Genomic DNA, 23,582 nt, shown 5'->3' on the forward strand with positions numbered 1-23,582 from the left:
ACCCCGTCCTCGCTCGCGCCACGTGCCGGCCGCCACGCGCGCCGCGGTCTTCGAGCGCGACGGGCATCGCTGCAGCTACGTCGCCGGCGACGGCACGCGGTGTGCGGCCACGCGCGATCTGCAGATCGACCACGTCCGGCCTTTCGCGTTGGGTGGGTCGCACAAGGCGAAGAACCTCCGGGTGCTCTGTGCGCGGCACAACCGGCGGGTGGGCGAGCGCGTGTTCGGGTCGCTTCCGCAGCGGATATCGGGGAGCAATCACTGCTGAGCGATCGGCGCACGGTGCCGGCGCCAGGCAGCACACCGGTCCGAGCACACGCTCGACCGCGAAGGCGCTGTCCGACGCCGGGAGTGGCGCGAGTGCTACCGCTGCCGGGCGATCACTTCGATCTCGACGCGGGCGCCAAGGGGTAGGCCCGCGGCCTGGACGGCGCTGCGGGCGGGCGGTTCGTCGTCGAAGACGGTCGAGTAGACTTCGTTCACGGCCTTGAAGTCGGCCATGTCGGCGAGGAAGACCGTGGCCTTCACGACGTCCTTCCAGGTCATGTCGGCGGCGGCAAGGACGGCTTCGACATTGCGAAGGACCTGGCGGGTCTGGTCCTGGATATCGCCCCCGACGAGCTTCCCGGTGGCGGGGTCCAGCGGGATCTGGCCGGCACTGAACAAGAGGTCGCCGCTCAGCACGGCCTGACTGTAGGGACCGACGGCCGCGGGCGCGGCGTCGGTCCGGATCACCTTGCGTTCGGTCACGTTGGACACCTCCGGGGCATCGATCCGAGCAACGGTCCGGGCATCGATCCGAGCATCACTCCACGGTCACGCTCTTGGCCAGGTTTCGGGGCTGGTCGACGTCACAGCCGCGCATGACCGCGATGTCGTAGGCCAGCAACTGCAGCGGAATCACGTTCAACAGAGGCTGTAGCATGTCCAGCGTGTGCGGTACCGTGATCACGTGGTCGGCCATCTCGGCGATGTCGTTGTCACCTTCGGTCACGATGGCCAGGACGCGTCCGCTACGCGCTTTGATCTCCTGGACGTTGCCCTTGATCTTGTCGTAGGTGCTGTCCTGGGTGCACAGAACGACCACGGGCATGTCCCTGTCGATGAGCGCGATCGGGCCGTGCTTCATCTCCGCCGCCGGGTAGCCCTCGGCGTGCACGTAGCTGATTTCCTTGAGCTTCAACGCGCCCTCGAGCGCGATCGGGTAGTTGTATCCGCGACCGAGGTACAGGAAGTTGTTCGACGGCGCGTAGAGTTCTGCAATCTCGCGGATGGTGTCGCGCTGGTCGAGGATCCGCTGGACCTGTCGCGGAATCCTGTTCAGGCCGTGGATGATCTCCTGGCCCTCCTCGATCGTCGTATTGCGCACACGCGCGAGGCACAGCGTGAGGATGGTGAGCGCGGTCACCTGACAGGTGAAGGCCTTGGTGCTGGCCACGCCGATCTCGGGGCCGGCGTGGATGTACACGCCGCCGTCGCTCTCGCGCGCGATGGTCGACCCGACCACATTGGTGATCCCCATCACGCGCGCGCCCTGCTTCCGCGCCTCCCGCATGGCGCTCAAGGTGTCGACCGTCTCCCCCGACTGGCTGATCGCGAAGACCAGGGTGTCGGGATCGAGGATCGGCCGGCGGTATCGGAATTCGCTGGCGTACTCGACCTCGACCGGGATGCGCGCAAGATCCTCGATCATGTACTCGCCGACCATCCCCGCGTGGAAGCTGGTCCCACAGGCCAGGAGCACGATCCGCTTCACCGACCGCAGATCGCGAGAGTCCATGTTGAGACCACCGAGGTGCCCGTCGCCGTCGTCGTAGACGACGCGTCCTCGGAAGGTGTTGCGGATGGTCTCGGGCTGCTCGTGGATCTCCTTCAGCATGAAGTGGTCGAAGCCGCCCTTCTCGATCTGCTCGAGATCCCAGGTGACCTCTTCGACCTTCTTGGTCACGGTCTCGTTGGCGATGGTGCAGGTGTCGACACCGTCGGGCGTGATCACGACGCACTCGCCGTCGTCGAGGTAGATGACCTGGCGGGTGTTGCTGAGCATGGCGGCCACGTCGCTGGCCAGGAAGAACTCGCCGTCGCCGAGACCGACGATCAGCGGACTGCCGAGACGCGCGCCGACGATCTTGCTCGGCTCGTCGCGATGCATGACGGCTATGCCGTAGGTGCCGTCGACGTGACGCAGGGCCTCGCGCACGGCCGACTCGAGATTGCCGTCGTAGTGGAAGTGGATGAGGTTGGCGAGGACCTCGGTGTCGGTGTCGGTCGAGAACCGGTATCCGCGCTTGGTGAGCGTGGTCTTCAGCGCCTGGTAGTTCTCGATGATCCCGTTGTGCACGAGAGCAACCGTGCCATCCTGGCTCACGTGGGGATGCGAGTTGTTCTGGTTCGGTTCACCGTGCGTGGCCCAGCGCGTGTGAGCGATGCCGGTGTGACCGTCGACGGGATCGGCGTCGAGAACTGCGAGCAGTTCCTTGAGCTTACCCTTCTGCTTGCGGACCTCGATCCCGCTGCCGTTCATCACGGCCACGCCCGCGCTGTCGTAGCCGCGGTACTCGAGTCGTCGCAGTCCTTCGACGAGGGTGCGCGCGGTGGGCGCGCTTCCGACCATGGCGATGATCCCACACATAGTAAGTCTCGAATCCTCTCCGGCGGTTCGGGTCGCCGATGGAGTCGTGGATCGAAGGGGTCAGCGTCCGAGTTCACCACGCACGGTGTCGACCACGGCGCGGGCTTCGTCCACGGACGGTGCCTCGGCGATGATGCGGAGCACCGGCTCGGTGTTCGAGCGGCGGAGGTGCACCCATCGATCCCGGAGAGCGTAACGGATCCCGTCGCTCTCGTCCCACTGTCCATTCGGCCCCAGGGTTCCGGCGGCTCGCCGCCATTCCTCGGGGTGGTCGATGGTTTCGTCCAGGGTCAGCTTGTCCTTGACCATCGATGCGGCCGGAAGGACCTCGAGACAGGCGCCCAGCGATCCCCGGGCCGCGACCGCGGCCAGCACGAGGGCCGCGCCGAGCACCGCGTCGCGCCCGGCGTGCAGGGCCGGAAGGATCACCCCGCCATTGCCCTCGCCCCCGATCCGGGCCCCGACCTCGAGCATTCGGGCCACCACGTTGGCCTCGCCCACCGGCGCGCGGTGGATCTGCACGCCGTGCCGCTTCGCGACCGCGTCGAGCGCCAGCGTCGTGCTCAGGTTCACGACCACCGGACCGGGACTCTGCGCCAATACGTGGTCGGCGGCCACGGCCAGTGTCAGTTCCTCGCTCAACAACACACCCCCGCGATCGACCAGCGCGAGCCGGTCGACGTCGGGATCGACGGCCAGCCCGAGATCGGCACCGCTCTCTCGAACGCGATCCGCGAGCTCGCCCAGGTGATCGGCCCGTGGCTCCGGATCACGCGGAAACATTCCGGTGCACCCGCAGTACAAGCACTCGTATTCGACGCCGAGCCGATCGAGCAGGGCGGGAAGGATCTCTCCCCCCGCGCCCTCGACGGCGTCGACCACGACGCGCAGTCCACGGCTGCGGATCGTGCCGACGTCGATCAGGTCCGACGCCAGGATCGCGTCGAGGTGGAGGGCCTGTCCGTCGTCGCGCGTGCGAACCTGTCCGGTGTCGACCGCGCGCACGTGGCGTCGCGACGCCGCCCGCTCGCGTTCGATCACCGCATCGACCTCCGCCGCGGTCAGGAACAGCCCGTCGCCGCGCAGCAGCTTCAGCGCGTTCCACTCGACGGGGTTGTGGCTCGCGGTGACGATCACGCCGCCGATCGCGTCGGACTCCTGCACCACCATCTCGGTGCTCGGCGTGGTGAGCATGCCCGCGTCGATCACGTCGTGCCCGGTCGACGTCAGACCCGCGGTGACCGCTGCGACCACCATCGGACCCGACGGACGCGAATCACGCGCGACCACCACCGGCCCTTCGGGCAACCACTCCCCGAAGGCCGCGGCCCATCGGACCAGGGATTCCGCGTCGAGACTCTCGCCGACGACGCCGCGCACGCCGGACACACTGACCTTCAGCGTCATGGTTCAGGAGGCCTTTCGATTCGTTGGAAGCGGACGACCCGTCGAGATCCCCATCGAAATCCCCATCGAGATCCCCATCGAGATCCCCTTCGAGATCCACGTTGCGCCGCGTCACCCGTGGAACCCGCTCGCGAGCAGGCGCGCACACCAAGAACAGCGCGATCGGACTGTCAACGAGGACACCGCACCACGGCGGGCAGGCGACCGGTGCGGACACGAAACGACCTGGAGAGAAAAAGGAAAGGGGCCCAGGCTGCGAGGCCCCTTTCCAGCGACTGCATCCTGCGTCACGCAGTGATCACTCGGATCCAGCAAGAATCGCTGGAGCTGGTGTGGGGACTCGAACCCCAGACCTGCTCATTACGAGTGAGCTGCTCTACCAGCTGAGCTACACCAGCCACCTTGCGACGCCTGGAAGACGGAAGCCGGTGCACGGAGCACCGTCGTCGCCGGAGGGAGTCTAGCCCAACCCGGGTGGGTGTCAAGATGGCCGACTCGCGAAAGCTCTGGACAACTGAAATCGGCGCTTGAGGCCATTTCCGTTCGCTTTTACAATCCTTCTGATCTGCAATAGAAAGGATATGGAAGTATGCCGGCGAACTCGCGACTGCTCAACGCCTTGAAGCTCTGGACCCAGCTCCACCGCCTGGCCCGGGAGGTGTCGGCGGCCGAGCGAGAACTGGCCTCACCCCTGGGTCTGAGTCTGGTCCAGGGCCAGGCCCTGCTCGCCCTGGCCGACGGTGGCGCCCTGAGCATGCAGGAGTTCGCCGAGCGGCTCTGCATCGCCCCCAGCACGGCCACGCGCCTCGCCGACCAGCTCGAGCAGAAGGGCTGGGCCTCCCGTCGGCTCGACGCCGGCGACCGCCGCCGGACCGAACTCGCCCTGGCCCCGGCCGGCGAACGGGTCGTCGACGGGCTGGTCGACCGGGGTGTCTCGCGAACCCTGGGGCTGCTGCGGAGCCTGCAGGATCCCGACGCGACCGCGCGCGAACTCGAGGTGCTGGCCCGCGGCCTGCGAGACTTGCGTGCCCGCAAGGGCTGACTCGCGAGAACGGTCCGGGCGAGCTGGTGGGAAGAGAAAAACGCGCGGCCTCGGCCGCGCGAATTCCAGAATGCGAAGTGGTGGTTCGGGACGGAGTCGAACCGCCGACACACGGATTTTCAATCCGTTGCTCTACCAACTGAGCTACCGAACCACCCGTTCCCCGATCGCGGGAGCGAACGGCGACAGCGGTCGAATATGGTGCCCTGACCCCTGATTGTCAAGGTGACCGCCCCGAGGCCCTAGTCGTCGGCGTAGCCCTGCGGATGCTCGCGGTGCCACGCGAAGGCATCGGAAACGATCCGCTCCAGTCCACTGCACTCCGGCCGCCATCCCAGCCGCTCCTGCGCCCGGACGTTGCTCGCCACCAGACGCGGCGGATCGCCCTCGCGGCGCGGACCCACCCGCACGGGAATCTCCCGCCCCGTCACCGCGCCCGCGGCGGCCAGGACCTCGCGCACGCTCGCCCCGTGACCGGTCCCCAGGTTGATCGCCTCGAAGCCCGGCAAGAACGCACCGCCGAGCTCCCCGCCCTCCGGTCCGGCCGCCCCGCCCGCCGCACCACGAGCCGCATCGCCAGCCGCACCACGAGCCGCATCACCAACCGCCCCGACTCCGCCCAACGCCTCCAACGCCAACGCGTGCGCCACGGCCAGATCCCGCACGTGCACGTAGTCCCGCACCGGCGTCCCGTCGGGCGTGGGGTGGTCGTCGCCGTGCACCCGGAAGTCCTGCAACTCTCCCAGCAGCATCTGGCACAAGCGCGGGATCAGGTGCGTCTCGGGCTCGTGGTCCTCGCCCCTCGGGCCGTCGGCACCGCAGGCGTTGAAGTAGCGCAGGGCGATGGCGGCCAGCCCGTTCGCGCGGGCCTCCTCGGCCAGCACGCGTTCGATCATGACCTTCGAGTGGCCGTAGGGGTTCACCGGGCGCAGCGGCGTGTCCTCGGTGATCACCTCGACGGCGGGCTCGCCGTAGACCGCCGCCGTGCTGCTGAACACAAGGCACTTCACGCCCACGCGGTCCATGCCGTCGAGCAGGGCCAGCGCCGCCCCGACGTTCTCGCGGAAGTAGCGGCGCGGCTCCTGCATCGACTCGCCCACCAGGCTCAGGCTGGCGAAGTGGACGACGGCGTCGACGCCGTCGAGCGCGGTGGCGAGCACGTCGGGATCCTGCACGCGTCCCTGGACGAACTCCGCACCTTCGGGAATCGCGGCCCGGTGGCCGGTGCTGAGGTCGTCGAGCACGACCACGCCGTGACCGCGCTCGAGCAGGTGCGCCGTCGTGACCGAACCGATGTAGCCGGCGCCTCCGGTGACCAGGACCTTCACGAGCGCATCCCCTCCGAGCGCGACCGCGAGCGAGTGCCCGAGCGCGGCAGCACGTCGCGCAGGTACTGTCCGGTGACCGACGCGTCGACGGCGGCCACCTCCTCCGGCGTGCCCTCGGCCATGATCGTCCCGCCCTCGGGACCGCCGCCAGGGCCCAGATCGATGACCCAGTCGGCGTTCTTGATCACGTCGAGGTTGTGCTCGATCACGAGCACGGTGTGGCCTTCCTCGACCAGGTCTGCGAGCACCTTCAGCAGCTTGCGGATGTCCTCGGCGTGCAGGCCGGTGGTCGGCTCGTCGAGCAGGTACAGGCGGTGGCCCTTGCGCCCGCCCATGAGCTCGCGCGCCACCTTGATCCGCTGGCTCTCGCCGCCACTCAGCGTCGAGGCCGGTTGCCCGAGCTTCAGGTAGCCCAGCCCCACCCGCTGCAACAACCACAGCTTGCTGCCGATCGTCGGACTGTCGGCGAAGAACTGGATCGCCTCGTCCACGCTCAGGTCGAGGATCTCGGCCACGTTGCGTCCGCGGTAACGCACCTCGAGAGTGGTCGGCTCGAAGCGGCGGCCGTGACAGTCCTCGCACTGCACGGTGAGGTCGGCCATGAAGTGCATCTCGACGGTGACCTCGCCCATGCCCTGACACGTCGGACAACGCCCACCGGGGACGTTGAAGCTGAAGCGGCTGGCCGTCCACCCGCGCTTGGCCGCGTCCTGGGTCGCGGCGAGCAGTGCGCGGATCTCGCCCATGACCTGCATGTAGGTGGCCGGATTGCTGCGCGCGCTGCGCCCGATGGGGCTCTGGTCGACCATCATGGTCTCGGTCACGTTCTCCGCGCCGTGCAGGGCGTCGTAGCCGAACAGGCGTCCCCGCCCGCCGCTGATGTCGCCGTTCAGCGCGGGATACAGCAGTTCGTTCACGAGCGTGCTCTTGCCCGAACCGCTCACGCCGGTCACGCACAGGAACAGACCGAGCGGGAAGTGCACGTCGAGTTCCCGAAGATTGTGTTTGCGCACCCGCAGCAGCGTAAGGCGACGGCGCCCCGGCGTACGTCGGCCGGAGACCAACGGGACGTCGCGCTCGCCGACGAGGTACTGGCACGTGAGCGATGCCTCGGCGAACGAGTCCCCGGAACGCGGAGGCGGTCCGGCGTGGAGCAGTTCTCCGCCTCGCGCTCCCGCACCGGGACCCAGGTCCACGAGATGGTCCGCCGCCGCAACGATGTCGCGGTCGTGCTCCACCACCACCACCGTGTTCCCCAGATCGGCCAGCTCACGTAGGCTGCGCAGCAGACGTTCGGTGTCCCGCGGATGCAGGCCGATGCTCGGTTCGTCGAGGACGTACAGCGTCTCGACCAGTCGCCCCCCGAGCGCGTTGCTCAGGTGGATCCGCTGCATCTCGCCGCCGCTCAGCGTGCGGCTGGCGCGGTCGAGCGCGAGGTATCCGAGGCCGATCTCCACGAGGAAGCGCACGCGTACGCGCAGCTCCTCGAGCACGTCGCCGGCCATTCGCTGTTCGTGTTCCGTCAGTTCGAGATCGCTGAGGTACTCGTGCAGGGCCACGAGATTCATGCCACCGAGTTCGGAGATCGACCGGCCGGGTTCGGGACCCACGCGCACGGCGCGGGCCTCGCGACGCAGACGCGCGCCACCGCAGGAACGACACGTCGAACGTCCCAGGTAGCGCCGCACGAAGAATCGGTGCGCTTCCTTCTTCGGGTGTTCGCGCAGGTCGGTCAGCCACGGAAGGATACCGACGTAATCTCGTTCCTGGGCCTCGAGCACGGCCTTCTTCTGCCGGTCGGTCAGCTTGCGGAAGGGCGTGTCGACCGGAATGCGTTTGCGCTTGCAGAAGGCGACCAGTCGTCTCATCTCTTCGCGCCACGCGTCGCTCGACCACGGCTTGATCGCGCCGGCGGCGATGGTCTTGTCGAGGTCGGGAACGATCCGGCGCTCGTCGAACTCCAGTCGCTCGCCGAATCCGTTGCAGGCGTCACAGGCACCCTGCGGACTGTTGAAACTGAACAATTGCGGCGTGGGCTTCTCGTACACGGCACCGGTCGACGCGCACTGGTAACGATCGGACAGATCGAAGCGCTCGTCGCGGTCCAGTGCCACCACGGCGGCATCACCCTCGCCCGCCTGCAGCGCGGCCTCCACCGCCTCGGCCAGACGCAGACGCGCGTCTTCGCGCAGGCGGATCCGATCGGCGATCACCTCGATGCGATCGCCCGCCTTCGGCGGAGAGTCCCACGGCTCCTCGAGCGAACGCACCTCGCCGTCGTGCCAGGCGCGCAGGTAGCCCTGGGCGACCAGCCGTTCGGCCAGATCCCCGAAGGGAAGCGTCTCGGTCGGCGCGGTCGGGAACACCACGAGCAGACGCGTGCCCTCGTCGAAGGTGGAGAAGGCGCGATCGACCACGCGGTCGGGTGTGTCGGGTTCCACGCGCTCGCCGGTCTCGAGATCGCGCACCACCCCCACCCGCGAGAACAACAGCCGCATGTAGTCGTAGACCTCGGTCGCCGTGCCCACGGTACTTCGACTGCTCTTGATCGAGTTGCGCTGCCGAATGGCGATCGCGGGCTGGATCCCGAGAATGGCGTCGACGTCGGGACGTTCGAGCCGCTCGAGGAACTGCCGCGCGTACGTGGACAGGCTCTCGACATAGGCGCGCTGGCCCTCGGCGTAGAGCGTGTCGAAGGCGAGCGATGACTTGCCCGATCCCGACACGCCGCTGACCACCGTGAAGCGGCCCTTGGGCACGTCGAGGTCCACACCGCACAGGTTGTGTTGGCGGGCCCCACGGATGGTGATAGCCTGCCCGCTCGTCCGCGTTGCTCCGTCCGGCGACGTCGTCATCTTCTGCTCTCTGGGTGCGTGCACGCCCCGGACCCCGGTCCGAGGGGATTGCCGAGAGTAGCCCCGCGCGTCGGGCAGGTCAAACCGGCGCTTCCCGATCGCCTCCTGCCCCGGGAGCTCCCATGGACTTCCCGCACCTCGATCGGCTGCTCGACGTGCTTCGCCACCTGCGTGGGCCCGAGGGCTGCACCTGGGACCAGTCGCAGGACCTGGCCTCGGCCGCGCGCTTCCTGAGCGACGAGGTCTTCGAGTACCTCGACGCCGCGCGCCGTGGCGACCCCGAGGCCGCGACCGCCGAACTGGCCGACCTGCTGTACATGGTCGCCTACAACGGGTTGATCCTCAGCGAGACCACCGGCGTCGAGTTCGACGAACTCGCGCGTCGAGGTGCCGACAAGCTGGTCCGCCGCAAGCCACACGTCTTCGAAGAGGACCCCGAGGCTCGTGAGCGCTGGGCCGGTCTGTCGCACGAGGAGATCTGGCGGAGGACGAAGGCCACCGAAGACGGCGACGACGACGCCCCGCCCCCGACGCTGCTCAAGGACCTGCACCCGTCCGTCTCGCCCCTGCGCCAGGCCCACCGGCACGGCAGCGATGCCGCGCGCGGAGGCTTCGACTGGGACAGTCCGAATCCGGTGATCGCCAAACTGCACGAGGAACTCGACGAGCTGGCCGAGGCCCGCCGCGCCGACGACGCCGATGCCATCGAGGACGAGATGGGCGACCTGCTCTTCGCCGCCGTGCAGCTCGCACGCAAGCTCGACGTGGATCCCGACGCCGCCCTGCAACGCACGAACGCCAAGTTCGCGCGCCGTTTCCGCGCGATCGAAGCTCGGCACGGGCACGACCCGGAGCGACTGCGCGCGCTGGGGATCACCGGCCTGTGGCGCGCCTGGGCCCGGGCGAAGGCAGCCGAGCGCGCTGACGAACCGCTCGCCCCACCCCGCGAGGACGATCAGCGCGACGACGACGAGGGCTCGTCCGGACAGCCGTCCTCGTCGCGATCCCCGTCGTAGTCCTCCGGCTCGTTCGGGCAATCGTCGTCGACATCGGCGATCCCATCGAGATCGTTGTCCTCGTCGGGACACCCGTCGCCGTCCTCGAAGCCATCGAGATCCTCGGCCGCGTCGGGACAGGCATCTTCGACGTCGAGGATGCCGTCGCCGTCGCGATCGACGACCACGTCGGGGCAACCGTCGTCGTCGCGATCGCCGTCGAAGTCCTCCGGCTGGTTCGGGCAGGCGTCCTCGTCGTCGCGGATCCCGTCGAGGTCGTTGTCGAACTCGGGGCGGCCGTCCTGATCGGCGAAGCCGTCGAAGTCCTCGGGCAGGTTGGGCGCGAGGTCGTCGACGTCGGGGATGCCGTCGCCGTCGTTGTCGGGATCGGGGCAGCCGTCGTCGTCGAGGTAGCCGTCGACGTCCTCCGGCTCGTCGGGACAGAGGTCCTCGTCGTCGGGGACCATGTCGTCGTCGCGGTCGCGGCCGCCGAGGAAGATCGGCATGCTCACGCCGACCTCGAATCGCCAATCGGGCAGGCGCGGCTCGTAGTCGGTCTCCTCACGGTCGGCGAAGACCCCGATCGACCACGCTGCGGTGAGCGCCGGACCGCCCTCGGTGCCCAGGTGGAACCCGGGCGTGACCCAGGTCGAGTTCTCCTCGAACTCGACGTCGTCGGACCACGCGAGCCAGTCGCTCGAGACCTCGAGGAACAGGTGCCCCCAGCGCTGACGGAACTCCAGGGCGGTGCGCAGCAGGACCATGTCGTTGTTCCGCGCATCCTGGCCCCGTACGGCGGGGTAGCTCGGGAAGAACAGACCTTCGTCGAAGGGAGACGAGAAACCACCGTCGGTGACGTAGTAGTCGGCGTAGCCCTCGCGTTCGTTCTTGTTCTGCCGGAAGCCGACGTTCAGGTGCCAGCGCAGCTCGGGCGCGAGGCCGTCGCGGAAGAAGCGGGCGGTGGTGATCAGTCCGCCCTCGGCCTCGAGCTTCCCGGTGCTCAACCCGTTGCTCGAGTCCCCGGTCGGGAGACGGAACTTCGACCACACGCCGAAGCGCAGCCGGTCGAAGTCCAACAGGCGAGCCACGCCGGCGATCTCGGCATCGCCGAGGCCGCTGACCGACTCCCCAGCCTCGACCGACACGAAGCGGTAGGGCAGCGAGCCGCCCAGGACGATGCGGTCGGACGCGCGGACCTGCAATTGGAACCGCAGTGCCCGTGAGGTGAGTTCGGGAAGATCGAGATCGACCTCGATCCCGTGTTCCGGATCGAAGGTCCCGGTGTCGCCCTGCAGGCCCAGGCGGAGGGGTGGCCCGCCGTCCGCGGGCAGGACGACGGTCGAGGCCAGGCCGGGCAGCCCGATGCGGTTCGGGCCGGTCTCGGTCTCGGCGGCAGCACTGCCGGCGCCGAGACCGAGGAAAACGAGGACGAGCGCGAGGACACGCGCTCGTCGATCGGATCGGAACACGGGTGCGGTCCTCCCGCAGGGGGCGAGACCGCCGCCACCGCTAATGGGGGCGATCTCCGTTCGTCTGGCCGTTCAGCCAACCGTTCGTCTGCCCGCCGGGCTCGGTACGCCGGTAGGCGGAGAACTGGAACAGCGCGGCGTCGTCGCTGCCACAGTTCACGAAGCGGTACGTCGTGCCGCCGCGCAAGTGGATGCTGTCCCCGGGGCCGAGTTCGTGTTCCTCGTCCTCGACCTCGAAGCACACCGAGCCACGCTCGACGAGGTAGACGTCGTCACTGTCCCCGCCCTTGGTGGGGCTGGCCGGTGCGTCGGCACCGAGTTCGATCCGGAAGGCGCTCAGGCGCGATCCCGGGATCCGCGGGGTCAGACCCGCCCAACGTCCCGAACCGTTCTCCTGGACGTGCCAGGTGCGCTCGTAGGGACGCTGGTGGGCGACCTCCTCCAACGGCTCGGTCTCGAGGAAGTACGCGAGGTCGCGCTCGAGTGCGACCGCGATCTTCTGCAGCGCACCGATCGTCGGCGAGGTCTTTCCCCGTTCGATCTCGGAGATGTGCGTGGCCGACACGCTCGCGCGTGCCTCCATGGCCTTCAGGGTGAGTCCCTTGTCCTGGCGACAGGCCTTCAGACGCGCACCGAGAGCTTGATTGTCGATCATCGACGGTCTCCTTGCGTGGGGCCGCACGGCCCTTCCGCGGTTCGCGACGCGGTGCGCCTAGAATCCGAACACGGGGGTCAGGACGAGGACCGCCCGACACGGTTCGGCGAATCGATTGACGATGCGATGGGGCAGGTTGGCCTTGTAGTGCAGGCTGTCGCCCTCGCGCAGCAGGACGGTCCGCTCGCGGACCGTGACCTCGACCGCGCCCTCGAGCACGTAGATGAATTCCTCGCCCGCGTGGCTGCGGACCTGCACTTCGGACTCGACGCGCCCGGGATCCCACACGACGTACGCGGCGCTCAACTGCTGGTCGCGCACGGGTGCGGTCAGGGGCCGGGCCTCCATGTGCGTGTGCTCGTAGCGGATCCGCACACGCTCGCGCTGGCGGGTGACCTGCACGTTCGACAGATCGTCCCTGGCCAGGAAGAGAGCTGGATCCACGTCGAAGGCCTGGGCGATCTTCGCGAGCGCTCCGATCGTCGGCGAGGTCTTGCCACGCTCGATCTCGGACACGTGCGTGGCACTCACGTCGACACGCGATTCGATTTCCTTCAAAGTGAGATTCAGTTTCTGTCGGTACTGCTTGATGCGTAGACCGACCTCTGCGCTGATGGTCATGAATCGCTTCCGTTCGAGGGGGGTTCCGACCGACGGAAGGCCGATGTCCGGATCACCGGGATCCGACTTCCGAGTGTGTCGCGGGGCAAGGCCGGGTGCCCGCGTACGACACCTTCCTACGGGGTCGGCACGATAATGGAATGATTCCCATTTGTACACTTGGTGTCCATCGCCGGATTTGGAAATATTTGTGATGTTGGTCACAGTTTCGGAACGCCAGCGGGACGGTCGTGCTCGTCGAGAATGTCTCCGACCAGGGGCTCGAGCAGATCCTCGAGCGTGACGATTCCCCGCGGAGAGCCGTCTTCGGCCACCACGGCGGCCAGACTGGCTTGGCGTTCGGTCAGCGCGCCGATTCCCTCGTCCAGTCCCATGGATTCGGACAGGCGCACGGCGTCCCGCATCTCGGAGGTCGCAGAGTCTCCGGGATCCAGTCCCTGCAGATCACGGAATAGGAGCAGTCCGAGGACCTCTCCACCCTCTCCCAGCACGGGTAGACGGGAGTGACCGGTCTCGCGGACCCGCGCCATGACGTCGCGGACGGTGGCGCCGGGTCCGACGTGCGAGACCCGCGCGGTGGGCGTGACCACGTCGGCGATCCGGCGGTGGGAGTTGCGGACGAAGGTCTGCAGCAGGCGGTCCTCCTCGGCGCCAAGGTGCTGGTGCTCGCGGCTCATCGCGAACGACCGCAGCAGGCTGTCGCGCGTGAGCACCGACTCCTCGTCGGCCGTGCGCACGCGCAGCAGCCACAGCACCACGCGCGCGGCCGCCACCGCGGCCACCCGCAGGGGCGAGAGCACGACGTCGAAGGCGTGGAAGAGCGGCGCCGACCACACGAGCAGGAGCTCGGGCCGCGCGCGGTAGGCCGTCTTGGGCAGGATCTCGCCGAAGACGATGTTCAGCGCCGCCATGGCCACCGCGGCGACCGTCTCGCCGGCGTCGCCGAACAGCGTCACCGCCACCACCGTCGCCACCGACGTGCCGGCGACGATCGCCACGTTGTTTCCGACCACGGCCGCCACCACCGCGCTCTCGCGATCGCGCGCCATGGCCGCCGCCCGCGTCGCGCCCCGGCGGCCGATCTGCGCCCAGTGCACCAGGCGCACGCGCCGCGCGCTGGTGAAGCCCGTCTCCACCCCTGCGAAGAAGGCGTTGAGCAGGATGCTCAGCCCGACCAGCGCCAGACCGATCACGACGTTCACGACCGCACCTCCCCGCTCGGGGCCGGGCTCAGCAGCACCAGCCGGGCGCGGTTGGGCGAGGCCGACAGCACCTGCACCGACCAACCGCCCCAGGTGATCGTGTCGCCCTTGCGTGGCACGCGGCCGAGTTCGTGCTGCAGGAGCCCCGACAGGGTGACCCAGTCGTGGTCCTCGTGGTCGGGATCGCGCTCCATGCCCAGGGTCTCGACCACGTCCTCGATCTCGAGCGTGGCGTCGCCGCGCCAGCGGCCGTCGCCGAGCGGTTCGAGTTCGCCGCCCAGTTCGTCGCTCTCGTCGCGGATGTCGCCGATCAGCTCCTCGAGCAGGTCCTCGAGCGTGACGATCCCCTCCACGCCCCCGTGCTCGCCCACCACCACGGCCAGGTGGAAGCGTCCGTGCTGGAAGCGCCGGAAGAGCACGGCGGCGGGCAGGGTCTCGGGCTCGAACACCGCCTCGCGCATGAGATCGCCGACGGCGAGTCCGGACGGATCCTGCTCGAGGGTGAGCAGATCCTTCAGGAGCAGCACGCCGACCACGTCGTCGTGTCCCTCGCGGACCACCGGCAGACGGCTGCGTCCGGACTCGTGGAAGACCTCGAGCGCGCGGTCGAGCGTGACCGACTCCGCCACGGTGACCATCTCCACCCGCGGCGTCATGCAGCGGCCGATCGGCACGCCGGTGAAGCGCAGGATGCGCCGCAGCACGCGGCCCTCGAAGCGCGTCAGGTCGCCTTCTTCACGCGCGACGTCGACCAGCGTGCCGAGCTCGTCGCGCGACAGCGGCTCCGGACCGCTGGTGCCGCGGGAGGCCAGTGACGCCAGGGCCTCCAGAGCCTTCTGCACCGGACCGAGCACGAAGCCCAGGGCCGTGAGCACCGGCGCCGCGTTCACGGCCAGGAACCGGCGGCGGCGCAGTCCCAGGGTCTTCGGGACGATCTCGCCGAAGAGCAGCAGCAGGACGGTGGCCACGGGGATCGCCACTGCCAGGCCCGCCGCTCCCACCGCATGGAGCGCGACCGACGTCACGAGCACCGACACCACCGTGTTCACGACCATGTTGGCGAGCAGGATGGTGACGAAGGTCCGCTCGGGACGACGCGCCAGAGCGGCGGCCTGCTTCTCGCGGCGTCCACGACCGGCGAGATCGTCGAGTTCGACGTCGCTCAGGGCGAACAGGGCCGTCTCGCTGCCGCTGAAGAATCCCGACAGGAGCAGCAAGGCGACGAGCAGCAGGGCTTCGAACACGGGACCGCCCGGGCGGTGTGGAGGAGACGGGACACGTTGACACGCCGCGGGGGCGGGTCCACCCTTCGCGGCGCTCGGTGCCGTCGGGCGACGGCGCGCGGGCGAGCAGATCACGATTCCCTGCCACGGACAAGTCCCCGTGCACGCCGCTGCCCCCCATTCAGTGCACCGCACGCTGGTGATCCGCTTCGGTGCACTCGGCGACCTCGTCCTCGCCACCGCCCTGCTGCCCGGCCTGCGCCGGCAGCGGCCGTCGACGCACGTCACCTGGGTCACCAAGGAGATCTGGGCGCCCCTGCTGGCCCACGACCCGCGGATCGACGCACTGGTCACCCTCGGACCGGGCGAATCGCTGCGCTCACTGCCGAGTCGACTGGACGACCACGGCTTCGAGCGCGTGATCGACGCGCACTCCAACCTCCGCAGCCGTCTGCTCACCGCGCAACTGCCGCCCGCGCCGACCGTACGTCTGCACAAGGACACCTTCGCACGCTGGCTGCTCGTGGCCGGCGGACCGCAGTTGGCCTCGCTCGACCGGCGGCTGGTGGATCGCTTCCGCGCGCTGGTGCCCGCGAGCCGCCCCACCGACCGCCCGCGGATCGTGGTGGGAACGCGACCACGTGCGCGTGCGTCGGTAGCCATGGAGGACGACGGACCCTGGCTGGCCGTCGCGCCCGGGGCCAAGCACCCGGCCAAACGCTGGCCGGCCGAACGCTTCGCCTCGGTGGCGCGCGCCCACGCCGACCGTCACGGCGCCCGCGTGCTGGTCCTGGGCGGACCCGACGACCGGGCCGAGATGCGCGTGGTCGAGAGTGCGGTACCCGGCGCGCTCGTGTGGCCCGCCGACGGTCCGCTCGACGAGGTGGCCGCCGCGCTCGAGCGCTGCGACCTGCTGCTGGCCAACGACAGCGGCCTGGTGCACCTGGCCGAGGCCGTGGGCACGCCGGTGGTCGCGGTCTTCGGGCCGACGGTGCGCGCCTGGGGCTACTTCCCGCTCGATCCGCGCAGCCGTGTGGTCGAGAAGGACGTGGCGTGTCGTCCCTGTTCGAAGGCGGGCGAACGGCCGTGCCGTCAGCCCGAGACCTGGTGTCTGACCCGGTCCACCGTGGACGAGGTCACGAGCGTGGTGGAGGACGCATGGAGCGCGAACGCGAGCGACCGTCGCTTCCGGTGATCGCCTGGCTGGCCTACAACGCACTGGTCGTGCCCGTGTTCATCGGCGCGATGCACCTGGGCCGGTTCTTCGACGACAAGATCCGCGAGGGCATGGACGGCCGCCGCCGTCTGTGGAATCGCCTCGACGTGCTGGGCGAACGTCTGCAGGGCTGCGTGTGGGTCCACGCCTCGAGCGCCGGCGAGTACGAGCAGGCGCGGCCGGTGATCCGCGCGCTGCGCGAACGCTTCGACGTGCCCGTGCTGCTCACGGTGTTCAGCCCGTCGGGCCACGCCCACGCCACGCAACACCCCGAGGCCGACGCCGTGGAGTACCTGCCGCTGGACTCCATGCCCGCCGCCGAACGCATGCTCGGCCGCCTGCGTCCACGCGCGCTCGTGTTCGTGCGCTACGACTGCTGGCCCAACCTGGTGTGGTCGGCCGTTCGCCGTGGCGTGCCCACCGTGTTGCTCGGCGGGTCGTTGCACGCGCGCAGCCAGCGTTTGAACTCGGTCGCACGGCCCTTCTTCGAGTCGGTGTACCGGCAGTTCGACGCGATCGGCGCCGTCGACACCAGCCACGCCGCGCGCTTCCGCAGCGCACTGGGCGTCGCCGACGAACGTGTGAGCGTCACCGGCGACACGCGCATCGACCAGGTGAAGCGCCGCTTCGACGACGCGGCCGACGCTCCCGTGGCCCGCGCGCTGCAGGACACCGGATGGCGCTACGTGGTGGTCGGCAGTTCGTGGCCCGCCGACGAAAAGGTGTGGGTGAATCCCGTGCTCGACGGTCTGCGGGCGCGATCGGAGTGGGGACTGGTCGTCGCCCCGCACGAGCCCACGCCCGAACACCTCGAGGCCCTCGAGCGTCGCATCGCCGACGCGGGCCTGGACTCCACGCGCCTGAGCGAGCTGGTCGAACTGCGCAGCGGCGAAGCGCGCGGCACCGAGGTCGACCGCGATCGCTGGCGCGTGATCCTGGTCGACGGGGTGGGTCTGCTGGCGTCGATCTACCGCGCGGGATCGATCGCCTATGTCGGTGGCGGGTTCACCACCGGCGTGCACAACGTCATGGAACCCGCGGTGTGCGGCCTACCCGTGCTGTTCGGCCCGCGCCACACCAACGCCGTCGAGGCCGGGCTGTTGATCGAACGCGGCGGCGGTCGTGCCGTCGAGGACATCGCCGCCTTCCGCCGCGAGCTGGCCGGTCTGTTCGACGACGACGAGCACCGCCAGCGCGCCGGGACCCAGGCCGCGCGTCTGGTCGAGGACCAGGCGGGAGCGACCGAGCGCAGCGTCGAGCTGCTCGCACCCTATTTGTCGCGGTAGGGAATCGGATCGAACACGCCCGCCCGTTCGAAGCCGCGCAGACGCAGGCGGCAGCTCTCGCACGTGCCGCAGGCGACGTCGCTCTCGGTGTAGCACGACCACGTCAGGTGCAGCGGCGCGTCGAGTTCGGTTCCGCGGCGCACGATGCCCGCCTTGTCGCGGTGCAGGACCGGCGTCTCGATGCGGATGCGCGTGTCGGGCCGCGTGCCCGCGTCGACGGCGCGCGCGAAGGCCTCGAAGAACTCCTGCCGGCAGTCGGGGTAGCCAGAGCTGTCCTCCTCGACCGCGCCCACGTACACCGCGGTGGCGCCGAGCGCCTCGGCCCACGCGCAGGCCACCGACAGGATCTGCCCGTTGCGGAAGGGGACGTACGTGATGGGGATGGCATCGCCCGGGTCGGTGGGTGGGGTCGCAGCGTCGGACTCGGTGGTCGGGACCGCTGCGTCCGTGGTGGGCATCGCTGCGCGCGGGTCCGTGGTCGGCACCTCGAGCGACGTGTCCGTGAGCGCCGAACCGCCGATCGCGCGCAGCGCGGGCTGTTCCACCGCCAGTCGTTCGCGCACGCCGGCGTGATCGCAGATCGCGTCGAAGGCCTCGCGTTCCCGCGCCGAGGTGCGCTGTCCGTAGGTGAAGTGCAGCGCCGCGACTGCACCTTCGCGCGCGAGCGCTTCGTACAGCGTGACGCAGGAGTCGAGTCCACCGCTCAGGCACACCACGGCGTTCACCTCGGCGCTCATACCCCGCGTTCCACGCCCGGCCAGAGGATCTTGTGTTCCTGCAACTGCAGCGTGGCCGGCAGGCCGTCGTCGAGCATCCACGCCGCGAGTTCGGCCGGATCGAGATCGCCCCACACCGGACTCAGCAGGACGACGGCGACCCGTTCGGCCAACCGGAGTTCGGCGATCCGTCCCTTCGCCCATTCGTAGTCGTCGCGGTCCGCCACGACGATCTTGACTTCGTCGGTCGGCCGCAGCGCGTCGAAGGTCTCGGTGTGGTTGCGCGCGACCTCGCCGCTCCCCGGGCCTTTCAGATCGAGGATGCGCACCACCCGTTGGTCGACCCCGCGCGCGTCGAGCGCGCCGCTCGTCTCGAGCACCACCTCGAAGCCCTCGTCGCACAGTCGGGTCATGAGATCGTGCACCGATTCCTGCGCCAGCGGCTCGCCGCCGGTGACGCACACCAGCGGTGTCGGATGCGCGCGCACCTCGTCGAGCACCGCGTCGACCGAGCGCTCCGTCCCCGCCCCGAAGGCGTAGGCCGTGTCGCACCACACGCACCGCAATGGACACCCCGCCAGGCGCACGAACGTGCACGGCCGCCCGCGGCGTGTTCCCTCGCCCTGGATGCTGTAGAAGATCTCTTCGATGCGCATGGCGTGGGGAGGATAGGGCGGGGGCGGGGATGGGGCCACTGGGAGTGTGTCTTGGTCGGCTTCCGCGGCGGAAGTGAGGCGCGGGGTGACAGGTGGGGACGTTCCGCGGTGGAATCGCGGGCTTCCACGGCGGAAGCGGAGGCGTCACTTCCCGTCGAGCAGCCGCGGAAGCACGCCACCCGGGCGCCCGAAGTGCGGGACGGTCTCGCCGTCCGGCCCCGGCTGCACGAACCGACGGGTCTGCGGATCGAAGTACAGGCAACCCGCCTCCTGCGGTGGTCGGGATCGCACGAAGTCCTCCGCCTCGTCCAGTGCCTGCAACCACGAGGACTTCAGTCGGCGCAGATCGATCGGCTCCAACAGGTGCAGCCGGGCCAGGTCCTCTTCGCGCACCCTGCCCCGGCGACGGAGGAGTTCGAGGAGCGACAGCGGTGAGAATCCAGGGTCCTTCCCCGAGGCGGCCCAGACGAGTGCGCCCAGCGGGAGTTCGGACTCGTGAAGGTGCATCACGTCGAGAAGGTCGCGAGGTTCGTCGCGACCGGCGAGAGCCAGCACCTTGTTCGTGGCCACGTCGACCGGATGGAGCTGGTACCCGAAATCCGCGCTGTGGATCACCGGCATGAAGCGCCACGACGAATCGTGCGACCACTCGATCTTGGTCGTGTCGTCAGCTCGACGCACGATCGCGCGCACGTAGCCGGGCTGGCTGATCTCTTCCTCGACGCTGCAACCGGCTTCGACGAGCGTCGTACGATCCGCGGCGAAGGCAGAGGCGACGCGCTCCTCGCTGTCGTGGAAGAAGTCGAGGTCATGACTGTACCGCAGAGTGTTTGGCGAAGAGAGGAGCGCGGCCCCTCCGGCAAGGTGGCTGTCCTCGCTCCGATTCCCGGCGAGCAGACGCCCGAGCCAGGTCTGGAACGCGGTCAACGGCACAGTCTCGCCCCCACCGCCCAGGCCTCGTCGCCACCGTTGCGCATGAGTTGCTCCGCGACCCAGGGCACGTCGTCGACGCCGATCACGAGATCCGGCGGATATGACCAGAAACACTGGGCGTGGAAGCGTCGGTAGGCCCGGCGTGCCTCACGGACACGGACCATGCGACGGGCCTCGTCCGGACTCAGGGTCCGCCGACTCTTCCGACCGCCGCGGCGGCCGATCTCGGCGAGGTAGGATCGGAGGGTCGAATTCATGGCATGATCATAAGCTGCTTATGATGATTTCGCCAGTCGTCGTTGCTGCTGGGACCGTGACTCCCCCGCGACGGAGGCCGGCGCTTCCGCCGCGGAAGTGGCAGCCGTGAGTGACGGTTTGGGATGTTCCGCGGCGGAAACGGGGACCGGCTCGCAAGCGACCCGCGCGATCCGCACGTCCCGACACCCGCCTCGTCCCGACACCCGCCCCTTGCGATCCATACCCCCTCTAGGTATCCTGGATACCCCTCGGGGTATCGGAGAGGCCACCATGCTCGACGACACGACGAAGAAGAAGGTCCGGGCCCGGCTGCGGCGGGTCGAAGGTCAGCTGGCCGCGCTGCGGCGGATGGTCGACGAGGACGCCTACTGCGTCGATCTGCTCATGCAGATCTCGGCGGCGCAGGGCGCGCTCGGCGCGACCGGACAGGTGATCCTGGGCAAGCACATCGAGACCTGCGTGAGCGACGCCTTCGAACACGGCGACGACGACGACCGCCAGGAGAAGGTCGACGAACTCATGGACGTGTTCGCACGCTACAGCCGGATCGGAGCCCGATGATGTTCGAAGCACTCTGGCAGATCACCCTGGAACTCGCCCCGTGGCTGCTGCTGGGCATGGCGATCGCCGGCCTGCTGCACGGCCTGTTGCCGCCGGACTTCGTCGGACGCCACCTGCGCGGACGCGCCGGCGTGGCCAAGGCCGTGGTGCTGGGCGTGCCGCTGCCGCTGTGCTCGTGCGGTGTGATTCCCACGGGCCTCGGCCTGAAGAAGGACGGCGCGAGCAACGGTGCGTCGGTGGGCTTCCTGATCAGCACGCCGCAGACGGGTGTGGACTCGATCCTGGTGAGCGCGTCGTTCCTGGGCTGGCCCTTCGCGATCTTCAAGGTCGTCGCGGCCGCGGTCACCGGCCTGGTGGGCGGATGGGTCGCCGATCGTTCGACTCCTGCCGCGGCCGCCGACGCCACGGGTGCCGCGTGTTCGACCGGCGGAGGATCGCGCGGACCGCGCGCGATGGTCGACCACGCGCTCGACATCCTGCGCTCGATCTGGCACTGGCTCGCCTTCGGCATCGTCGCCTCGGCGTTGATCACCAGCTTCGTCCCCGACGACTTCTTCGCCGGACTGGCCGAGGCCGGTGCCGTGGTGCCGATCCTCGCCGCGCTCGCCGTGTCGCTGCCGCTGTACGTGTGCGCCACCGCGTCGGTGCCCATCGCCGCCGCGCTCGTCGCCAGCGGCATGCCCACGGGCGCGGCGCTCGTGTTCCTCATGGCCGGACCCGCGACCAACGTCGCCACCATCGGTGCCGTCTACCGCGGGCTCGGGCTGCGTTCGCTCACCGCCTACCTGGTGACGATCATCGGGGGCAGCATCGGCGCGGGACTGCTCTTCGAGTCGCTCGTCACGTCGAGCGTCGAAGGGCCACTGCACATGCACGAGCACACGGCCTGGTGGAGCGTCGCGAGCGCGGTGCTGTTGCTCGGGCTGATGGCCTGGTTCGCCTTCGACGACCTGCGGCGCCGCCTCGGGGGATTCTTCGCGAAGCCACAGGACGAGGCCGACGGCGCATCGGTCGAGGTTCCGGTCGAGGGCATGACCTGCAACAACTGCGTGGCCAACCTCGAGCGGGCACTGCGCCGCACCGAGGGAGTGACCGGCGTGAACGTCGAGCTCGAGCCCGGCCGGGCGGTGGTGCAGGGTGCGGTGGATCGTGCCGCCGTGGCACGCGCGGTGGCCGATGCGGGGTTCACGGTTCCGGGGCCGGCCTAGGGGTTCCCGCTCACGATCGCTTCCACCTCGATCCTCGGGATCCCTGCATCACTCCCGGGCATTCTCGCGCCGATGGCGCCCACTGGGAGGATCAGCCGGGAGAGCCCACGCGCACGGACCGGGCACCACCGTCGCCGGATCTGCACTATCTTCGTCGGGTCTGTCACCATGGAGCCCCCCGTCGACGTATCCCTCTCCGAGCCGGCCGCGCGGCGGACGGTTTCGCGACCGCCGAAACGCGGCGAGGGCCACCGAGAGAGCGAGCGAACCGTGAATCCGCGACGCACTTCGCGCGACATCCGACACCGGGTCCTGTTGTCTCGTGCTCGCGCGGGTCACGAACAGTCGTTCCGTGCGCTCTTCCGGGCGCTCTATGCCCCGGCGTACGGTTACGTCCGCCGACGCATCGACGACGAGGGCGATGCCGAGGACGTCACCGCACGGGTGTTCCATCGGTTTCTCGAACAACTCGATCGCTTCGATCCGGAGAAGGGGAGTGTCTGGACCTGGATCATGACGCTCGCCCGTCACGCGGTCATCGACCACTGGCGCGCGCGGCGATTCGAGACGGAGTCCATCGAACCCCTGATCGATGTCCTGGCCTGCGGTGCCGACACGCCGCTGGAGCGACTGGTTCGAGACGAAGACGACCGACTCCACCACCCCCTGCTCCGCGAGGAATCCGACGACGTCCGGGAGATCCTCGCGCTGCACCTGGTGGAAGGCATGACGTACCGGGAAGTGGCCGGGGTCGTCGGATCGAGTGAGGCCGCGGTCAAGCAGAAGTCCTCGCGCGCGCTGCGGCGGCTACGCTCGAAGCAGGCCACGCTCCGACGCGAGAAGCCGGACGAGATCGCCCCCGAGGGCACCACCTGAGCGGTCCACGCCCTCGGACGCGGTTCCGTTCCACCAGGGAGGTCACGAGTCATGGATCAGCGTCATTCGCATCGCGATCGACTCGAAACGGAACTCGTCGACCGTTATCGAATCCAGCGGGCACACGCGAGCCCGGGCACGCTCATGGGAATGCCGGTCCGGACACTTCGTCGGGCCACGCTCGGACTCGTCCTCGTGATCGGCGCGGTGGCGTGCACGACGCCGACGACGACCGACATGGAAGTGGGCACGCAGCTCGACTTCACGATTCCGGCCGGGAGCGACGAGGCCGCGGTATCGACCGTGATGGACGACCTCGACGCGATCATCGGCGACGCCAGCGCGCGCGCCCACGCGGACGATGTCGCGGTGATCCTGCGGTCACTCGGCAACGGGACGCACGAGGTGCGCCTGACGCTCTGGGGTGATCGCGTCGACACCGA

General features: G+C 69.2%; 23 protein-coding genes and 2 tRNA genes. 9 read left to right on the top strand and 16 right to left on the bottom strand.

Translation table 11 applies throughout. The annotated features are described in order from the left end of the window. Positions 1 to 268, top strand: a 268-nt coding sequence (locus VKA86_05860; protein ID HKK70724.1) for an HNH endonuclease signature motif containing protein, incomplete at its 5' end; no start/stop codon positions are given. A 95-nt stretch (positions 269 to 363) separates the two neighbouring features. Here the strand turns inward: VKA86_05860 and VKA86_05865 are convergent. From VKA86_05865 to VKA86_05880, 4 genes are all read right to left on the bottom strand, one after another. Then, positions 364 to 750 (bottom strand): RidA family protein, encoded by a 387-nt coding sequence (locus tag VKA86_05865; GenBank protein HKK70725.1) that lies wholly within the window; start codon positions 748 to 750, stop codon positions 364 to 366. Positions 751 to 805: 55 nt separating this feature from the next. Beyond that, positions 806 to 2,632 (bottom strand): glutamine--fructose-6-phosphate transaminase (isomerizing), encoded by a 1,827-nt coding sequence (glmS, locus tag VKA86_05870; GenBank protein ID HKK70726.1) that lies wholly within the window; start codon positions 2,630 to 2,632, stop codon positions 806 to 808. A 60-nt stretch (positions 2,633 to 2,692) separates the two neighbouring features. Further along, entirely contained in the window at positions 2,693 to 4,039 is a 1,347-nt protein-coding gene (gene glmM, locus VKA86_05875; protein ID HKK70727.1) for a phosphoglucosamine mutase, read from the bottom strand. A gap of 322 nt (positions 4,040 to 4,361) precedes the next feature. Further along, positions 4,362 to 4,437: transfer RNA gene (locus tag VKA86_05880), tRNA-Thr, on the bottom strand. Positions 4,438 to 4,628: 191 nt separating this feature from the next. Between VKA86_05880 and VKA86_05885 the strand changes: the two genes are divergently transcribed. Next, complete coding sequence (locus VKA86_05885) at positions 4,629 to 5,081, top strand: MarR family transcriptional regulator (GenBank protein ID HKK70728.1); 453 nt, start codon at positions 4,629 to 4,631, stop codon at positions 5,079 to 5,081. Between the two features lie 78 nt (positions 5,082 to 5,159). On the opposite strand, the gene VKA86_05890 is transcribed toward VKA86_05885, so the two are convergent. From VKA86_05890 to uvrA, 3 genes are all read right to left on the bottom strand, one after another. Next, positions 5,160 to 5,235, bottom strand: a tRNA-Phe gene (locus VKA86_05890). A gap of 88 nt (positions 5,236 to 5,323) precedes the next feature. Next, positions 5,324 to 6,409: a UDP-glucose 4-epimerase GalE gene (gene galE / locus VKA86_05895; GenBank protein ID HKK70729.1), complete on the bottom strand. Its 1,086-nt coding sequence runs from the start codon at positions 6,407 to 6,409 to the stop codon at positions 5,324 to 5,326. Beyond that, entirely contained in the window at positions 6,406 to 9,264 is a 2,859-nt protein-coding gene (gene uvrA / locus VKA86_05900; GenBank protein HKK70730.1) for an excinuclease ABC subunit UvrA, read from the bottom strand. Before uvrA ends, galE begins: the two co-directional genes overlap by 4 nt. Before the next feature lie 122 nt (positions 9,265 to 9,386). Between uvrA and mazG the strand changes: the two genes are divergently transcribed. Then, positions 9,387 to 10,280 carry a nucleoside triphosphate pyrophosphohydrolase gene (gene mazG, locus VKA86_05905; GenBank protein HKK70731.1) on the top strand — a complete coding sequence of 298 codons (894 nt, stop codon included), beginning with the start codon at positions 9,387 to 9,389 and terminating at the stop codon, positions 10,278 to 10,280. On the opposite strand, the gene VKA86_05910 is transcribed toward mazG, so the two are convergent. The 5 genes from VKA86_05910 to VKA86_05930 all read right to left on the bottom strand — a co-directional run bounded on the left by VKA86_05910 (position 10,220) and on the right by VKA86_05930 (position 15,450). Next, positions 10,220 to 11,728 carry a hypothetical protein gene (locus VKA86_05910; GenBank protein HKK70732.1) on the bottom strand — a complete coding sequence of 503 codons (1,509 nt, stop codon included), beginning with the start codon at positions 11,726 to 11,728 and terminating at the stop codon, positions 10,220 to 10,222. The genes mazG and VKA86_05910 overlap by 61 nt on opposite strands. A 40-nt stretch (positions 11,729 to 11,768) precedes the next feature. Beyond that, positions 11,769 to 12,383: an XRE family transcriptional regulator gene (locus VKA86_05915; protein ID HKK70733.1), complete on the bottom strand. Its 615-nt coding sequence runs from the start codon at positions 12,381 to 12,383 to the stop codon at positions 11,769 to 11,771. A 57-nt stretch (positions 12,384 to 12,440) separates the two neighbouring features. Then, complete coding sequence (locus VKA86_05920; protein ID HKK70734.1) at positions 12,441 to 13,004, bottom strand: XRE family transcriptional regulator; 564 nt, start codon at positions 13,002 to 13,004, stop codon at positions 12,441 to 12,443. 200 nt (positions 13,005 to 13,204) lie between these two features. Beyond that, positions 13,205 to 14,206: a CNNM domain-containing protein gene (locus VKA86_05925; GenBank protein HKK70735.1), complete on the bottom strand. Its 1,002-nt coding sequence runs from the start codon at positions 14,204 to 14,206 to the stop codon at positions 13,205 to 13,207. After that, positions 14,203 to 15,450, bottom strand: a complete 1,248-nt coding sequence (locus VKA86_05930) for a hemolysin family protein (protein HKK70736.1) — start codon at positions 15,448 to 15,450, stop codon at positions 14,203 to 14,205. Before VKA86_05930 ends, VKA86_05925 begins: the two co-directional genes overlap by 4 nt. 139 nt (positions 15,451 to 15,589) lie before the next feature. Between VKA86_05930 and VKA86_05935 the strand changes: the two genes are divergently transcribed. Beyond that, positions 15,590 to 16,624 (top strand): glycosyltransferase family 9 protein, encoded by a 1,035-nt coding sequence (locus VKA86_05935; protein HKK70737.1) that lies wholly within the window; start codon positions 15,590 to 15,592, stop codon positions 16,622 to 16,624. Beyond that, a complete protein-coding gene (locus VKA86_05940) occupies positions 16,588 to 17,931 on the top strand; it encodes a glycosyltransferase N-terminal domain-containing protein (protein ID HKK70738.1) in 1,344 nt (447 codons plus the stop codon). The genes VKA86_05935 and VKA86_05940 overlap by 37 nt, the downstream gene beginning before the upstream one ends. Here VKA86_05940 and queC read toward each other — a convergent pair. From queC to VKA86_05960, 4 genes are all read right to left on the bottom strand, one after another. Continuing rightward, a complete protein-coding gene (gene queC / locus VKA86_05945) occupies positions 17,916 to 18,668 on the bottom strand; it encodes a 7-cyano-7-deazaguanine synthase QueC (protein ID HKK70739.1) in 753 nt (250 codons plus the stop codon). The two genes, VKA86_05940 and queC, sit on opposite strands and share 16 nt — an antisense overlap. Next, positions 18,665 to 19,303 carry a radical SAM protein gene (locus tag VKA86_05950; GenBank protein ID HKK70740.1) on the bottom strand — a complete coding sequence of 213 codons (639 nt, stop codon included), beginning with the start codon at positions 19,301 to 19,303 and terminating at the stop codon, positions 18,665 to 18,667. The genes queC and VKA86_05950 overlap by 4 nt, the downstream gene beginning before the upstream one ends. Positions 19,304 to 19,447: 144 nt before the next feature. Next, the gene (locus VKA86_05955; protein ID HKK70741.1) at positions 19,448 to 20,230 is read right to left on the bottom strand and encodes a nucleotidyl transferase AbiEii/AbiGii toxin family protein; all 783 of its coding nucleotides are present in this window, start codon (positions 20,228 to 20,230) and stop codon (positions 19,448 to 19,450) included. Beyond that, positions 20,227 to 20,493 (bottom strand): hypothetical protein, encoded by a 267-nt coding sequence (locus tag VKA86_05960; protein ID HKK70742.1) that lies wholly within the window; start codon positions 20,491 to 20,493, stop codon positions 20,227 to 20,229. Before VKA86_05960 ends, VKA86_05955 begins: the two co-directional genes overlap by 4 nt. A 271-nt stretch (positions 20,494 to 20,764) precedes the next feature. On the opposite strand from VKA86_05960, the gene VKA86_05965 reads away from it, so the two are divergent. The 4 genes from VKA86_05965 to VKA86_05980 all read left to right on the top strand — a co-directional run. Continuing rightward, positions 20,765 to 21,055, top strand: coding sequence for a metal-sensitive transcriptional regulator (locus VKA86_05965; protein ID HKK70743.1), 291 nt, complete (start codon positions 20,765 to 20,767; stop codon positions 21,053 to 21,055). Next, positions 21,052 to 22,263, top strand: coding sequence for a permease (locus VKA86_05970; protein ID HKK70744.1), 1,212 nt, complete (start codon positions 21,052 to 21,054; stop codon positions 22,261 to 22,263). The genes VKA86_05965 and VKA86_05970 overlap by 4 nt, the downstream gene beginning before the upstream one ends. 315 nt (positions 22,264 to 22,578) lie before the next feature. Beyond that, the gene (locus tag VKA86_05975; GenBank protein ID HKK70745.1) at positions 22,579 to 23,139 is read left to right on the top strand and encodes a sigma-70 family RNA polymerase sigma factor; all 561 of its coding nucleotides are present in this window, start codon (positions 22,579 to 22,581) and stop codon (positions 23,137 to 23,139) included. A 51-nt stretch (positions 23,140 to 23,190) separates the two neighbouring features. After that, positions 23,191 to 23,582 (top strand): hypothetical protein (locus VKA86_05980; GenBank protein HKK70746.1); only part of this gene is annotated, 392 nt, incomplete at its 3' end.

This window comes from Candidatus Krumholzibacteriia bacterium, from assembly GCA_035268685.1.
Lineage (GTDB): Bacteria > Krumholzibacteriota > Krumholzibacteriia > JAJRXK01 > JAJRXK01 > JAJRXK01.

Bases quoted from the DNA above. Each gene is read 5' to 3' on its own strand.
- VKA86_05950 (HKK70740.1), bottom strand. From the start codon at position 19,303: ATGCGCATCGAAGAGATCTTCTACAGCATCCAGGGCGAGGGAACACGC.
- uvrA (HKK70730.1), bottom strand. From the start codon at position 9,264: ATGACGACGTCGCCGGACGGAGCAACGCGGACGAGCGGGCAGGCTATC.
- glmM (HKK70727.1), bottom strand. From the start codon at position 4,039: ATGACGCTGAAGGTCAGTGTGTCCGGCGTGCGCGGCGTCGTCGGCGAG.
- mazG (HKK70731.1), top strand. From the start codon at position 9,387: ATGGACTTCCCGCACCTCGATCGGCTGCTCGACGTGCTTCGCCACCTG.
- VKA86_05960 (HKK70742.1), bottom strand. From the start codon at position 20,493: ATGAATTCGACCCTCCGATCCTACCTCGCCGAGATCGGCCGCCGCGGC.
- queC (HKK70739.1), bottom strand. From the start codon at position 18,668: ATGAGCGCCGAGGTGAACGCCGTGGTGTGCCTGAGCGGTGGACTCGAC.
- VKA86_05915 (HKK70733.1), bottom strand. From the start codon at position 12,383: ATGATCGACAATCAAGCTCTCGGTGCGCGTCTGAAGGCCTGTCGCCAG.
- VKA86_05965 (HKK70743.1), top strand. From the start codon at position 20,765: ATGCTCGACGACACGACGAAGAAGAAGGTCCGGGCCCGGCTGCGGCGG.
- VKA86_05940 (HKK70738.1), top strand. From the start codon at position 16,588: ATGGAGCGCGAACGCGAGCGACCGTCGCTTCCGGTGATCGCCTGGCTG.
- VKA86_05885 (HKK70728.1), top strand. From the start codon at position 4,629: ATGCCGGCGAACTCGCGACTGCTCAACGCCTTGAAGCTCTGGACCCAG.
- VKA86_05920 (HKK70734.1), bottom strand. From the start codon at position 13,004: ATGACCATCAGCGCAGAGGTCGGTCTACGCATCAAGCAGTACCGACAG.
- VKA86_05970 (HKK70744.1), top strand. From the start codon at position 21,052: ATGATGTTCGAAGCACTCTGGCAGATCACCCTGGAACTCGCCCCGTGG.
- glmS (HKK70726.1), bottom strand. From the start codon at position 2,632: ATGTGTGGGATCATCGCCATGGTCGGAAGCGCGCCCACCGCGCGCACC.